We start from the raw sequence: 13,365 nt of genomic DNA, 5'->3' as shown, positions 1-13,365 counted from the left end.
CCCTGATTTCAAAGCCGGGCTGGCTTACATCATGCCGCCCATGCCGCCCATGCCGCCCATGTCGGGGGCACCGCCGCCGGCGCCTTCTTTGGCGGGCTTGTCAGCCACCATGGCTTCGGTGGTGATGAGCAGGCCGGCCACGGAAGCGGCGTCTTCGAGCGCGGTGCGGACCACCTTGGCGGGGTCGATCACGCCGAAGGAGAACATGTCGCCATATTCTTCGGTCTGGGCGTTGAAGCCGAACTTCACGTCGTCGCTTTCGCGGATCTTGCCAGCCACGACCGAACCGTCAACGCCGGCGTTCTCGGCGATCTGGCGCAGCGGAGCCTCGAGGGCACGGGCCACGATGGCGATACCGGCGTTCTGGTCGGAGTTGGCACCGGTCAGACCGGCGAGCACCTTGGCACCCTGCACGAGGGCCACGCCGCCACCGACGACCACGCCTTCCTGCACGGCAGCGCGGGTCGCGTTGAGCGCATCGTCCACACGGTCCTTGCGCTCTTTCACTTCCACTTCGGTCATGCCGCCGACGCGGATCACGGCAACACCGCCGGCCAGCTTGGCCACGCGCTCTTGCAGCTTCTCACGGTCGTAGTCCGAGGAGGTCTCTTCGATCTGCTGACGGATCTGCGAAACGCGGGCCTCGATCTCGGCCTTCTCACCAGCGCCGTCGACCACGGTGGTCTCGTCTTTGGTGATGGTGACCTTCTTGGCGGTGCCGAGCATGTCCATGGTGACGTTCTCGAGCTTCATGCCCAGATCTTCGGAGATCACCTGACCGCCGGTCAGGATGCCGATGTCTTGCAGCATGGCCTTGCGGCGATCGCCGAAGCCCGGCGCCTTCACGGCAGCGATCTTCAGGCCGCCACGCAACTTGTTGACCACGAGGGTGGCCAGCGCTTCGCCTTCCACGTCTTCGGCGATGATCAGCAGCGGCTTCTGCGACTGGATCACGGACTCGAGCAGCGGAACCATCGGCTGGAGCGAGGAGAGCTTCTTCTCGTGCAGCAGGATGAGGCAGTCTTCCAGCTCGGCGACCATCTTGTCGGGGTTGGTCACGAAGTAGGGGGAGAGGTAGCCACGGTCGAACTGCATGCCCTCGACCACTTCGGTCTCGGTCTCGAGGCCTTTGTTCTCTTCGACGGTGATGACACCCTCGTTGCCGACCTTCTGCATCGCGTCAGCGATCTGCTGGCCGATCTCGGCTTCGCCGTTGGCGGAGATGGTGCCGACCTGAGCCACTTCGGCGCTGTCGTTCACTTCACGGGCGGCGTCCTTGATGGCCTGCACCACTTTGGAGGTCGCGAGGTCGATGCCGCGCTTGAGGTCCATCGGGTTCATGCCCGCTGCGACCGACTTCATGCCTTCTTTGATGATGGCTTGGGCAAGCACGGTGGCGGTGGTGGTGCCGTCGCCGGCCTCGTCATTGGTGCGAGAGGCAACCTCTTTCACCATCTGGGCGCCCATGTTCTCGAACTTGTCTTCCAGTTCGATTTCCTTGGCGACCGAGACACCGTCTTTGGTGATGCGGGGCGCGCCGAAGGATTTGTCGAGCACAACGTTGCGGCCTTTGGGGCCGAGGGTCACCTTCACCGCGTCGGCGAGGATGTTGACACCCTTCAGCATGCGGTTGCGGGCGTCGGTATCAAACTTGACGTCTTTTGCCATGTTCAGTTCTCCTGAATTAGCGTTGGATTTTCAGGGGGTTCGCAGCCGATCAGGCAGCGATCACACCCATGATGTCGGACTCTTTCATGATCAGCAGCTCTTCGCCGTCGATCTGAACTTCGGTGCCGGACCACTTGCCGAAGAGCACGCGGTCGCCTGCTTTCACATCGGGGGTGATGCGGTTGCCGGCGTCGTCACGCGCACCGGCGCCAACCGACACGATTTCGCCCTCGGCGGGCTTTTCCTTGGCGCTGTCGGGGATGATGAGGCCACCGGCGGTCTTTTCGTCGGATGCCACGCGGCGGACGACAACGCGGTCATGAAGCGGGGTAAAAGCCATCTCTGAACGCTCCTTCGTTCGAGGTTAATCTTGCTGTTAGCACTCACCAAGGGAGAGTGATAACGCAGCCGATGTAAGGAGGTGTCGGGAGTGAGTCAACCAGAGGCTTGCGGAAAATTTGCTTCGCTCTCCACCCCGCAGGCCCGGCGCCAAGCCTGTTGGCGGGCGCCCTAGCCGCGCTCGTCCTTGGGCGAGCCCATGACGACATAGGTGGTGATCGAGTTCACCTGAGGCAAGGCCCCGAGAATCTCGGTGTGAAAGAGCTTGAAGGCGGCAATATCCTCTACCTCCACCCGCAGCAAGTATTCGATCACCCCGGTGATGTTGTGGCACTCGCGGACCTGCGGCGCGCGGGCCATCGCCTTCTCGAAGTCTTCCTGGCTCTTCTTGGTATGCACGGAGAGGCCCACACCGAGCATGGCGACAAACCCCTGCCCCATCGCCTGCGGGTCCAGCACCGCGCGGTAACCCTTGATCACGCCCGTGCGCTCCAGCTCCTGCACCCGGCGCAGGCAGGCCGAGGGTGAGAGGCCCACGCGCTCGGCCAGCGCGGTGTTGCTGATGCGGCCATCGCGGGAGAGCTCGCGCAATATTCGGCGGTTGATGTCATCTATCTTCGTCATTTGTTGCGCATTTTTGGCCCGCGCACCGCAGAACGCAAGCACATTGCGCCGGATATGGCGCACAAATTGCGCCATGACCTACGCTCTCCTCACCGCGCTCCTCGCCTTCTGCATCGTCAGCACCGTTACGCCGGGGCCGAACAACATGATGCTGATGGCGAGCGGGGCCAACTTTGGCTACCGCCGGACAGTGCCGCATATGCTGGGCATCTCGATCGGCGTGGCGGTGCTGGTGCTGGGGGTCGGCGCGGGTCTGATGGCGCTCTTCGATCTCTGGCCCCTGAGCTACACCCTGCTGAAGGTCGCCGCCGTGCTCTACATGCTCTGGCTGGCGTGGAAGATCGCCCATGCGGCGGCACCGGACGGGGCCAGCGCGGGCGGCAAGCCGCTGACCTTCTTGCAGGGCGCGGGCTTTCAATGGGTCAACCCGAAGGCCTGGAGCATGGCGCTGACCGCGATCACGGTTTACGCGCCCGACCGGACGCTGGCCTCGGTGGCCCTCGTCGGCGCGGCCTTTGCGCTGGTGTCGGTGCCGCTCATCAGCCTTTGGGTGGTGGCCGGGCAACAGCTGAAACGCTGGCTCACCTCCCCGGCCCGGCTGCGCGGCTTCAACTGGACTATGGCGCTGCTGCTGGTGGCTTCGCTCTACCCTGTGCTCCTGACCGGCACAGAGTAACGCCGCCCGACCGAAGCAGGCCGGGCGGCGCGCTGGAATTTACCGCCCTCCGGTGCGACCCGGAAAGAGCGGTGGTCGTCCGCCCCGCTGTTTGGGCGCGGGGTGCGGGGCCTCGCGCTCTGGTGGGCGGCGTAGTGCCGGCCGCGCGGAGGAACGGGGATTGCGGGCGCCGGCCTTGGCGGCCCGGCGGGATTTACGGTTCTGGGGCATGTCGTGCCTCGCTTGATCTGACAAAAGGGAAATGGCGGCGGACCGCCGCGGCGGTGTCAGCTTGCGTTGTCCATTGTCAGGGCACTCCGAAAGGAAGGGCACTCCCCAGCGGGGGAGGCGGTCAGGGATGGCAGCGGTTTCGGCCCGTGTTGCGCATTGGTCCAGTCTCCTCTTCGGTAGGCGCACCCTAGCGATGGGTCGGCCTGCGGTCAAATGCCCCTCGCTCTGGCCGCCTCGACAGGTGACATCACCCGAACACCCCGCTACAAGGCCCGCGACTCCTCCCTAGGCAACGCAGGCACGACATGACGATCAAGGTTTTTGGCCACAAGTCCCCCGACACCGACAGCACCGGCTCCCCGCTCATCTGGGCGTGGTACATGTCCGAGCACCGTGGCCAGAAGGCCGAGGCCGTGCTGCTGGGCGAGCCCAACACCGAGGCCGCCTTCGTGCTGAAGAAATGGGGCTATGAGCAGCCCGCGATCATCGAGGGCGTCAAGGCCGGTGAGCAGGTTGTCATCGTCGACACCAACAACCCCGCCGAACTGCCGGACGCGATCAACGAGGCCGACATTCTGCAGATCATCGACCACCACAAACTGACCGGCGGGATCGAGACCAAGGGGCCGATCGACATCACCATCAAGCCGCTGGCCTGCACCGCGACCATCATGCACAACCTGATGGGCGAGAATGCCGCCAAGATGCCCGAGGGGATCAAGGGGCTGATGCTGTCGTGCATCCTGTCTGACACGCTGGAGTTCCGCTCGCCCACCACCACCGAGCAAGACAAGGCGCTGGCCGAGGAGCTTGCCGCCGATCTGGGGCTCGACCTGAGCGCCTATGCCTCGGAGATGTTCGAAGCCAAGAGCGACGTGTCGGCCTTTTCGGATGCCGAGCTGCTGCGGATGGACTCCAAGGAGTACCCGGTGGACGGCACCAAGTTCCGCGTGTCGGTTCTGGAAACCACCGCGCCCAAGATCGTGCTCGACCGCAAGGACAGCCTGATGGAGAGCATGAAGGCCGTGGCCGCCGAGGATGGCGTGGACCAGGTGCTGCTCTTCGTGATCGACATCCTCGCCGAAGAAGCCACGCTGCTGGTGCCGAACGATCTGGTGAAGACCGTGGCCGAAAAGAGCTTTGGCGCGTCGGTCAGCGGTGACACCGTGGTTCTGCCCGGGGTGATGAGCCGCAAGAAGCAGATCATCCCTTCGCTCAAGGTTTGATCTGTTGAGCCGGGTCATCGGATCGCTCTCGGAGGTCGCGCATCAGTATGACGCGGCCTTCGTCGACCTTTGGGGCTGCGTCCACAACGGGGTGACGGCCTTCCCCGAGGCGGTGGCGGCGCTGCAGGAGCTCCGCGCGGCGGGCAAGAAGGTGGTGCTGCTGACCAATGCGCCCCGCGCCCGCGCCGAGGTGCAAAAGCAGCTGGGCCAGTGGGGCGTGCCCGATGACGCATGGGACGTGATCGCCACCTCGGGCGACTCCGCCCGCGCGGCGATGTTCCGGGGCGCGGTGGGCCGCAAGGTCTGGTTCATCGGCCAGCCGTTCGACCTGACCTTCTTCGAGCCGCTGAATCTGGTGAAAGACCCGGTGGAGATTGAACGGGTGGAGATGGAAGAGGCCGAGGGCATCGTCTGCACCGGCCCGTTCGACCCGCATGCCGACCCCGAGGAGATGCGCGGCCCGTTCCTTTATGCCAAGCAGAAGGGGCTGAAACTGCTCTGCGCCAACCCCGATATCGTGGTGGACCGGGGCGAGAGCCGGGAATGGTGCGCAGGCGCGCTGGCCAAGCTTTACACCGAGATGGGGGGCGAGAGCCTTTACTTCGGCAAACCGCATCCGCCGATCTACGATCTTGCCCGCGCCCGTCTGGCCGAGGTGGGGGGCGACCCGGCTGGGCCGATCCTCTGCATTGGTGACGGGGTGCTGACCGATGTGAAGGGGGCGATGGGCGAGGGCCTCGATTGCCTGTTCATCTCCGGCGGCCTTGGCGCGCTGGAGACCGGCACCGCGCCGGGCGGCCAGCCGGTGCAGGAAAAGCTCGACGAATACCTCGCGCATCACCAGATGGCGACGACCTACGCGATCGGGTTTCTGCGCTAGTTCACTTCGGTCTGGATGTAGCGGCGCCCCAGTTCGGCGCCGTCCCGGCGGTGGATCACCGTGCCGGTGTAGGTGCCCCATGACCAGCCCGCGGCGGGCGTGCGCTTGCCGTAGGCCCGCAGCACGAAAGGCTGGGCCTTGTCCAGCACATCGGTATGGCGGCCGATCTCGCCCTCGGGACCTTCGAAGATGATCTCGATCTCGTCGCCCGGCGCGCCGGCAAAGCTGTAGGCCCAGATCACCATCGCCGGTGTCTTGGGCGGGGTGACGGGCGCGGTGCGCAGCCCGGCGCGGACCTCTTCGATGCTCGGCACCTCGGTGGTGAGGCCCACGGCGATGAGACCGCCGGGCACATAGGGCGGGGCCTCGAGCCAGAGGCTGGTGCGGCCTCCGGGACTGGCTGTGGTGGGCGCGGCATCTGCCGCGGCGGCGCCGGGAAGGGCGCAGGCGGCTGCGGCATCGGGGGCGAAAGGATCAACCTTTTCAGCACCTTGCCGGAGGGTCAGATGCAGGTGCGGAAAGGAGGCGCGGCCCGACATGCCGACGAGGCCGAGCGGCGTGCCCATGGCCACACGCTGGCCGGTCTCCACCACCACGGAGCCTTGGCGCAGGTGGCAATACTGCGTGGTCCAGCCATCGCCATGGTCGATCATCACGCCATTGCCGCAATCGCGCCCGGCAAGATCAGGGGCATCCTCTGCGAGCGAGGAGACATCGGCCATGCCGTCGCGGGTGCCCAGCACGGTGCCGGGTGCGGCGGCGACCACGGTGACGCCTGCGGCCACGGCCTCCAGCGTGGGCACGGCAAAATCGGTGCCGCCGTGGCCATCGTTGGCGAGGGTGCCGCAGTTGAAATCCTGCACCTCACCGGCATCAGGATCACGGTCGAAATATTGCTGGATGTAGCAGTCGCGGCCCAAGGTGCAGTCCACCGGTTGGCCGAGCAGCGGCGGGCCTGCGGTGAGGGGTGTGGCGGCGAGAGTGAGGGCCAAAAAGGCGAAAGGGAGCGCCAAACGGCGCTCCCTTTGTTTGTCTTCCGGCTTTGCCGTCATTCCGCAGTGAGCAGTGGCGGCTTCTTGCGCGACCCGATGCGGGCCTTGGCCGGCTCCTCGATGCGCAGATCGATCTCGCCATCCTTGATGCCGACCTTGACGATACCGCCCTTCATCAGCCTGCCGAACAAGAGCTCCTCGGCCAGCGGCTTCTTGATGTTTTCCTGGATCACGCGACCCAGCGGGCGGGCGCCCATCTTGTCGTCATAGCCCTTGTCGGCGAGCCATTCGGCGGCCTTGGGGGTCAGCTCGATGGTCACGTCACGATCCATCAGCTGGGCCTCCAGCTGGAGCACGAACTTTTCGACCACCGAGAGGATGGTGGATTTGCCCAGCGGCGCGAAGCTGATGACCGCATCCAGACGGTTGCGGAATTCCGGCGTGAAGGTTCGCTCGATGGCGGCCTGATCCTCGCCCTCGCGGCGGTCCCGCCCGAAGCCGATGGCCTCCTTGGCCTGCTCGGCAGCGCCCGCGTTGGAGGTCATGATCAGGATCACGTTGCGGAAATCGGTCGTCCGGCCGTTGTGATCGGTCAGCTTGCCGTGGTCCATCACCTGCAGGAGGATGTTGTAGACATCCGGGTGCGCCTTTTCGATCTCGTCGAGCAGGAGCACGCAATGCGGGTTCTGGTCGACGCCATCGGTCAGCATGCCGCCTTGGTCGAAGCCCACGTAGCCCGGAGGGGCGCCGATGAGCCGCGAAACCGCGTGCTTCTCCATGTATTCCGACATGTCGAAGCGCAGCAGCTCCACGCCGAGCTGGCTGGCGAGCTGCTTGGCGACCTCGGTCTTACCCACACCGGTCGGGCCGGCGAAGAGGTAGTTGCCGATCGGCTTTTCGGGCTCGCGCAGACCCGCACGGGCCAGCTTGATGGCGGAGGACAGGGCCATGATCGCCTTGTCCTGCCCGAAGACCACGCGCTTGAGAGAGGCCTCCAGATCCTTCAGCACCTCGGCATCGTCCTTGGAGACGTTCTTGGGCGGGATGCGGGCGATCTTGGCCACCACGGCCTCGATCTCCTTGGCGCCGATGGTCTTGCGGCGCTTGCTCTCGGCCACCAGATGCTGGGCCGCACCGGCCTCGTCGATCACGTCGATCGCCTTGTCAGGCAGCTTACGGTCGTTGATGTAACGGGCCGAAAGCTCCACCGCGGATTTGATCGCCTCGGCGGTGTATTTGATGTCGTGATGCTCCTCGAAATAGGGCTTGAGGCCCTTGAGGATCTTGACGCTGTCTTCCACCGAAGGCTCGGTCACGTCGATCTTCTGGAACCGGCGGCTCAGCGCGCGGTCCTTCTCGAAGTGCTGGCGGAACTCCTTGTAGGTGGTGGACCCCATGCAGCGCAGTTTGCCGCCCTGAAGCGCGGGCTTCAGCAGGTTGGAGGCATCCATCGCACCGCCGGAGGTGGCACCTGCGCCGATGACGGTGTGGATCTCGTCGATGAAAAGCACCGCGTCGGGGTGCTTTTCAAGGTCGGTCACCACAGCCTTAAGCCGCTCCTCGAAGTCGCCCCGGTAGCGGGTGCCCGCCAGCAGCGCGCCCATGTCGAGCGAGTAGATGGTGGAGTGGGCCAGCACCTCAGGGGTTTCACCCTGCACGATCTTGCGGGCGAGGCCCTCGGCGATGGCGGTTTTGCCGACGCCCGGATCACCCACCAGCAGCGGGTTGTTCTTGCGGCGGCGGCAAAGCACCTGGATGCAGCGCTCGACCTCGGACTCGCGGCCGATCAGCGGGTCGACATCGCCCGACTTGGCCTTGGCGTTCAGGTCGACGCAATACTTGGAGAGCGCGCTCTCTTTCTCTTCCGGCTCGGCGTTGACGGTTTCGGCGGAGGCAGCCTCCTCCTCCATGTCGGTCGCGCCGGAAACCGAGCGGGTCTCGCCGAATGCCGGATCCTTGGCCACGCCGTGGGCGATGAAGTTCACCGCGTCATAGCGGGTCATGTCCTGCTCCTGCAGGAAGAAGGCGGCGTTGCTCTCGCGCTCGGCGAAGATCGCGACCAGCACGTTGGCGCCGGTCACCTCGGTACGGCCGGAGCTTTGAACATGGATCGCAGCGCGCTGGATCACGCGCTGGAAGGCGGCCGTTGGCACGGCCTCGGATCCCTCGATCTCGGTGACGAGAGTCGAGAGGTCCTCATCGATAAAATCATTGAGCGTGCTGCGCAGCTCGTCGAGATCGACAGAGCACGCCTGCATGACCTTGGCGGCATCGGGCTCGTCGATCAGCGCCAGCAGCAGATGCTCCAGCGTTGCGAGCTCGTGACGGCGCGCATTGGCCAGCGCCAGCGCGGCGTGGATTGCTTGCTCGAGGGTGTTCGAAAACGATGGCACGCGATGTGCTCCTTTCCCTTGTGGCCGAGGAGGGTTTGGCCCGTCCCTGACCGTGGCCTCATAAGATTAAAGTTCGGTGGAAAACCCGAACCTTCAAGTCTTTTGTGAGAGTTTTTTCGCCCAAGGCCCGGATTTGCCCGAATTGTGATCGGGATGCCCGGGTGCCGTGAAGTGCCCTTGGGAGCGCCCGCGGCATTATAGGGCGGTGGCGTCAAAAAGCATCCTTTCTCCGCCGGATTTCGGCGAAAACCTCGGCGTCGGATGCGTTTTCCATGGCGAGTGTGGCGCGTATGCCTGCATCGCCGCAGCGCAGAAACGGGTTGGTGGCCAGTTCCTCGGCGAGGGTGACCTGAGCGGTGGGCTCCCCTGCCTCGCGCAGAGTTGCCACTTTTTTCACCCTTTCCTGAAGCGCCGTGTTCTCCGGGTCGATGGTGAGGGCGAATTTGGCGTTGCCGAGCGTATATTCGTGCCCGGAATAGACCATTGTTTCCGGCGGGAGCGCGGCGAGCTTCTGGAGCGAGTCGTGCATCTGCTCCATCGTCCCCTCAAAGACCCGCCCGCAGCCGAGGGCCATCAGGCTGTCGGCCGTGAAGAGTGCGCCGCCGTTCGGGAAGTGGAAGGCCATGTGGCCCAGGGTGTGGCCGGGCACGTCGAGCGGCTCGGTGTAGCCCTCGCCCTCGCCGCCGTTCATCCCCTCGGTCAGCGCCATGTCGAGCGGGGGCAGCTTGGCCTCCTCCGCCTTGGGGCCCATGACCTTGAGGCCATACTTCTCCCGCAGATCCTCCACGCCGCCCACGTGATCGTTGTGGTGGTGGGTGATCATCAGCACGCCCGGCGTCCAGCCCTTCTGCTCCAGCGCGGCGATGATCGGCCCGGCCTCGGGCGCGTCGATCAGGCACACACCGTCCGGCCCCTTCACCACATAGGCGTAGTTGTCGGAGAGGCAGGGGACAGTGAGGATTTCGAGGGGCATGGCGTTTCCCTTTCGCGCTGGTATGGTCTGGCCAGACTGACCGAAGCGAGGGCCACCGGCAACCGATGCATCTGGACGTTCTCGATCTGAGAAACTTCTATTATCGCACCCAGCTAGGGCGCGTGGCGCAGCGGGCAATCCGGGATCAGGTTGTCAGCCTCTGGCCCGAGGCCAAGGCACAGACGGTGGTGGGCTATGGCTTTGCGGTGCCGCTGCTGCGCCCCTACCTCGCCGATGCCCGGCGGGTGATGGCGCTGATGCCGGGCGCGCAGGGTGTCGCTCCTTGGCCCGCGGGCGCCCCCAACCACTCGGTACTTGTAGAAGAGGCGCTCTGGCCGCTGACCACGGGAATGGTCGACAAGCTGGTGTGCCTCCACGGGCTGGATACCTCCGACAACCCGGGCCGCCTGTTGGAAGAGGTGCACCGGGTGCTCGGCCCCGGCGGGCGTGCGATCTTCATCGTGCCCAACCGCGCCGGGCTCTGGGCGCGGCGGGATGTGACCCCCTTCGGCTTTGGCCGCCCCTATTCGCTGAGCCAGCTGGAGGCGCTGCTGCGCAACAACGGGTTCGTGCCCGAGCGCCACCTCGCCGCCCTGTTCAGCCCGCCGAGCCATCGGCGGTTCTGGGTGAAGTCCTCGAACTTCTGGGAGAAGAGCGGGCGGCGGATTTCGAGCTATCTGGCCGGAGGCGTCTTCATTCTGGAAGCGAGCAAGCGGGTCTATGCGCCGGGAGGTGATGTGCAGAAGGTGCGGTCACGCCAGCGCAGGCCGGTTCTGGAGGGCGCAGTGCAGCCGGGGGCGGAGCCGGCGTGATCGGGGGCTGAGGGTCTTGTCCGTCGCGTGCGCTGGCGCGGAACTCCGGTGAGGTGGCGACAGGCCGAGCCGCGGACGATGAAGCGTCTCGCGACCGAAATGCCGCAGGTGCAAAATGAGCCCGGCGCGCTTGCCGCCCCCTCCCCCGCGCACCCATCTTGCCGCAAGCCTCTGGCAACGCTGACAAAACCGCCACGCAGGGCACGGTATACAATGGCATCCCGCCGGTGCAGAGATTCCCTCCCCTGCCCTGTGTCGAAATGACACCAATGTGTCGCACCATTTTCAACCCACTGAAATCGCTGGATTTTACAGTCACGTAAACGCGATTTAAACCTGTTGCGAGCCCATAAACCGTCTGCTAGACACCCCTCGACTTCGGGGGGTGCCGGGAACGGCAGCACCCGATCTATGCCCAGAGCCCACTTACAACCGGGCCAAACCGACAACGAGGGGTGGACGTGTCCGAGACGGCTTCGATATCCGCAAGCATCGCCGCGCGCTACGCATCAGCGCTCTTCGACCTCGCCAAGAGCGACAAGAAACTCAAAGCCTTGGAATCCGACGCCGAGACCCTCGGCGCGGCACTCGACGAGAGTGAGGATTTCCGGGATCTCATCTCCAACCCTGTCTACACCCGCGCCCAGCAGGAAGCCGGTGTGACGGCGGTGGCCAAGAAGATGGGGCTGGACGGGCTGACAGGCTCGACCCTGGGCCTGATGGCGCAAAAGCGCCGTCTGTTCGCCCTGCCCCAGCTGGTGAAGGCTCTCAAGGCGATGATCGCCGAGGAGAAGGGTGAAGTGACCGCCGAGATCACCTCGGCCAAGGCGCTCACCGCGACCCAGCAGAAGAAACTCGCCGATACCCTCGCTAAGAAGGTCGGCAAGGACGTGAAACTCGAGATGCACGTCGATGAAGCCCTGATTGGCGGCCTCGTCGTGAAGCTCGGCTCGCAGATGATCGACAGCTCGATCCGCTCGAAGCTGTCTTCCCTCCAGAACGCAATGAAAGAGGTCGGCTAATGGCTCTCCAAGCTGCGGAAATCTCCGCAATCCTCAAGGACCAGATCAAGAATTTTGGCCAGGAGGCCGAAGTTGCCGAAGTCGGCCGCGTGCTCTCCGTCGGTGACGGTATCGCCCGTGTGCACGGCCTCGACAACATCCAGGCCGGCGAGATGGTCGAATTCCCCGGTGGTATCCGCGGGATGGCGCTGAACCTCGAGATCGACAACGTCGGTGTCGTGATCTTCGGCTCCGACCGGGACATCAAGGAAGGCGACACCGTCAAGCGGACCAAGGCCATCGTGGACGTGCCCGTGGGCGACGCCATGCTCGGCCGCGTGGTTGACGCGCTGGGTGCTCCGGTTGACGGCAAAGGCGCCATCGAGGCCGCCGAGCGCCGCGTGGCCGACGTGAAGGCCCCCGGCATCATCCCCCGTAAATCGGTGCACGAGCCGATGGCGACCGGCCTCAAGTCGGTGGACGCGATGATCCCGATCGGCCGTGGCCAGCGCGAGCTGATCATTGGCGACCGTCAGACCGGCAAGACCGCTGTGGCGCTCGACGCGATCCTGAACCAGAAGAGCTACAACGACGCCGCCGGCGATGACGAGAGCAAGAAGCTCTACTGCATCTACGTGGCCGTGGGCCAGAAGCGCTCCACCGTTGCCCAGCTGGTGAAGAAGCTCGAAGAGACCGGCGCGATCGAATACACCACCATCGTGGCCGCGACCGCTTCGGACCCGGCGCCGATGCAGTATCTCGCCCCCTACACCGCGACCTCGATCGCCGAATTCTACCGCGACAACGGCCGCCATGCGCTGATCATCTACGATGACCTGTCCAAGCAGGCCGTGTCTTACCGCCAGATGTCGCTGCTGCTCCGCCGCCCGCCCGGGCGCGAAGCCTACCCCGGCGACGTGTTCTACCTGCACTCCCGCCTGCTCGAGCGTTCGGCCAAGCTGAACGAAGATCACGGCGCTGGCTCGCTGACCGCTCTGCCGATCATCGAAACCCAGGGCGGCGACGTTTCGGCCTTTATTCCGACCAACGTGATCTCGATCACCGACGGCCAGATCTTCCTTGAGACCGAACTGTTCTACCAGGGCATCCGCCCCGCCGTGAACACCGGCCTCTCGGTGTCGCGCGTTGGCTCCTCGGCCCAGACCAAAGCCATGTCTTCGGTCGCCGGTCCGGTGAAACTGTCGCTCGCTCAGTACCGCGAGATGGCCGCCTTCGCCCAGTTCGGCTCCGACCTCGACGCCGCCACCCAGCGCCTGCTGAACCGTGGTGCCCGTCTGACCGAGCTGATGAAGCAGCCGCAGTACTCGCCGCTGACCAACGCCGAGATCGTCTGCGTGATCTACGCTGGCACCAACGGCTACCTCGACAAGGTTGCCGTCTCCGACGTGGGCCGCTTCGAAGCCGGTCTGCTGGCCCACCTGCGCGGCAAGCACGAAGATCTCCTCGCCGACATCACCAACAACGACCGCAAGGTCAAAGGTGAGCTCGAGGACAAGATCAAGGCGGCTCTGGACGAATTCGCCAAAGATTTCGCTTAAGGCTGGCCGGGG

12 protein-coding genes are annotated in these 13,365 nt (G+C 64.9%); 6 read left to right on the top strand and 6 right to left on the bottom strand.

Annotation, left to right across the window (positions count from 1 at the left end; all coding sequences use genetic code 11):
• Window positions 1-24: 24 nt before the first annotated feature.
• The 3 genes from groL to KUV38_RS00750 form a co-directional block, all read right to left on the bottom strand.
• Window positions 25-1,668 carry a chaperonin GroEL gene (gene groL, locus KUV38_RS00760; RefSeq protein WP_222468228.1) on the bottom strand — a complete coding sequence of 548 codons (1,644 nt, stop codon included), beginning with the start codon at window positions 1,666-1,668 and terminating at the stop codon, window positions 25-27.
• A 49-nt stretch (window positions 1,669-1,717) separates the two neighbouring features.
• On the bottom strand, window positions 1,718-2,008 hold the full coding sequence (locus KUV38_RS00755; protein WP_222468227.1) for a co-chaperone GroES: 291 nt from the start codon (window positions 2,006-2,008) through the stop codon (window positions 1,718-1,720).
• Between the two features lie 170 nt (window positions 2,009-2,178).
• Window positions 2,179-2,631, bottom strand: coding sequence for an Lrp/AsnC family transcriptional regulator (locus KUV38_RS00750; protein ID WP_222468226.1), 453 nt, complete (start codon window positions 2,629-2,631; stop codon window positions 2,179-2,181).
• Between the two features lie 73 nt (window positions 2,632-2,704).
• On the opposite strand from KUV38_RS00750, the gene KUV38_RS00745 reads away from it, so the two are divergent.
• The 3 genes from KUV38_RS00745 (at window position 2,705) to KUV38_RS00735 (ending at window position 5,623) form a co-directional block, all read left to right on the top strand.
• On the top strand, window positions 2,705-3,307 hold the full coding sequence (locus KUV38_RS00745) for a LysE family translocator (RefSeq protein ID WP_222468225.1): 603 nt from the start codon (window positions 2,705-2,707) through the stop codon (window positions 3,305-3,307).
• Between the two features lie 515 nt (window positions 3,308-3,822).
• Window positions 3,823-4,743: a manganese-dependent inorganic pyrophosphatase gene (locus KUV38_RS00740; RefSeq protein WP_222468224.1), complete on the top strand. Its 921-nt coding sequence runs from the start codon at window positions 3,823-3,825 to the stop codon at window positions 4,741-4,743.
• A 4-nt stretch (window positions 4,744-4,747) separates the two neighbouring features.
• Window positions 4,748-5,623, top strand: a complete 876-nt coding sequence (locus tag KUV38_RS00735) for a TIGR01459 family HAD-type hydrolase (protein ID WP_222468223.1) — start codon at window positions 4,748-4,750, stop codon at window positions 5,621-5,623.
• On the opposite strand, the gene KUV38_RS00730 is transcribed toward KUV38_RS00735, so the two are convergent.
• The 3 genes from KUV38_RS00730 to gloB all read right to left on the bottom strand — a co-directional run bounded on the left by KUV38_RS00730 (window position 5,620) and on the right by gloB (window position 9,981).
• Window positions 5,620-6,636, bottom strand: a complete 1,017-nt coding sequence (locus KUV38_RS00730; RefSeq protein ID WP_222468222.1) for a M23 family metallopeptidase — start codon at window positions 6,634-6,636, stop codon at window positions 5,620-5,622. The two genes, KUV38_RS00735 and KUV38_RS00730, sit on opposite strands and share 4 nt — an antisense overlap.
• A 35-nt stretch (window positions 6,637-6,671) precedes the next feature.
• Window positions 6,672-9,008, bottom strand: a complete 2,337-nt coding sequence (clpA, locus tag KUV38_RS00725; protein ID WP_222468221.1) for an ATP-dependent Clp protease ATP-binding subunit ClpA — start codon at window positions 9,006-9,008, stop codon at window positions 6,672-6,674.
• Between the two features lie 211 nt (window positions 9,009-9,219).
• The gene (gloB, locus tag KUV38_RS00720) at window positions 9,220-9,981 is read right to left on the bottom strand and encodes a hydroxyacylglutathione hydrolase (RefSeq protein WP_222468220.1); all 762 of its coding nucleotides are present in this window, start codon (window positions 9,979-9,981) and stop codon (window positions 9,220-9,222) included.
• A 65-nt stretch (window positions 9,982-10,046) separates the two neighbouring features.
• Here gloB and KUV38_RS00715 point away from each other — a divergent pair, with 65 nt between their 5' ends.
• From KUV38_RS00715 to atpA, 3 genes are all read left to right on the top strand, one after another.
• Window positions 10,047-10,793, top strand: coding sequence for a methyltransferase domain-containing protein (locus KUV38_RS00715; protein WP_222468219.1), 747 nt, complete (start codon window positions 10,047-10,049; stop codon window positions 10,791-10,793).
• 461 nt (window positions 10,794-11,254) lie between these two features.
• Complete coding sequence (locus KUV38_RS00710) at window positions 11,255-11,815, top strand: F0F1 ATP synthase subunit delta (RefSeq protein WP_222468218.1); 561 nt, start codon at window positions 11,255-11,257, stop codon at window positions 11,813-11,815.
• Window positions 11,815-13,353 carry a F0F1 ATP synthase subunit alpha gene (gene atpA / locus KUV38_RS00705; RefSeq protein WP_222468217.1) on the top strand — a complete coding sequence of 513 codons (1,539 nt, stop codon included), beginning with the start codon at window positions 11,815-11,817 and terminating at the stop codon, window positions 13,351-13,353. The genes KUV38_RS00710 and atpA overlap by 1 nt, the downstream gene beginning before the upstream one ends.
• The last annotated feature ends 12 nt before the right edge of the window (window positions 13,354-13,365 follow it).

Source organism: Vannielia litorea (genome assembly GCF_019801175.1).
Taxonomy (GTDB): Bacteria; Pseudomonadota; Alphaproteobacteria; order Rhodobacterales; family Rhodobacteraceae; genus Vannielia; species Vannielia litorea_B.
The sequence above is the reverse complement of the archived record's forward strand: the minus strand, read 5'-3'. Positions and strand labels throughout refer to the sequence as shown.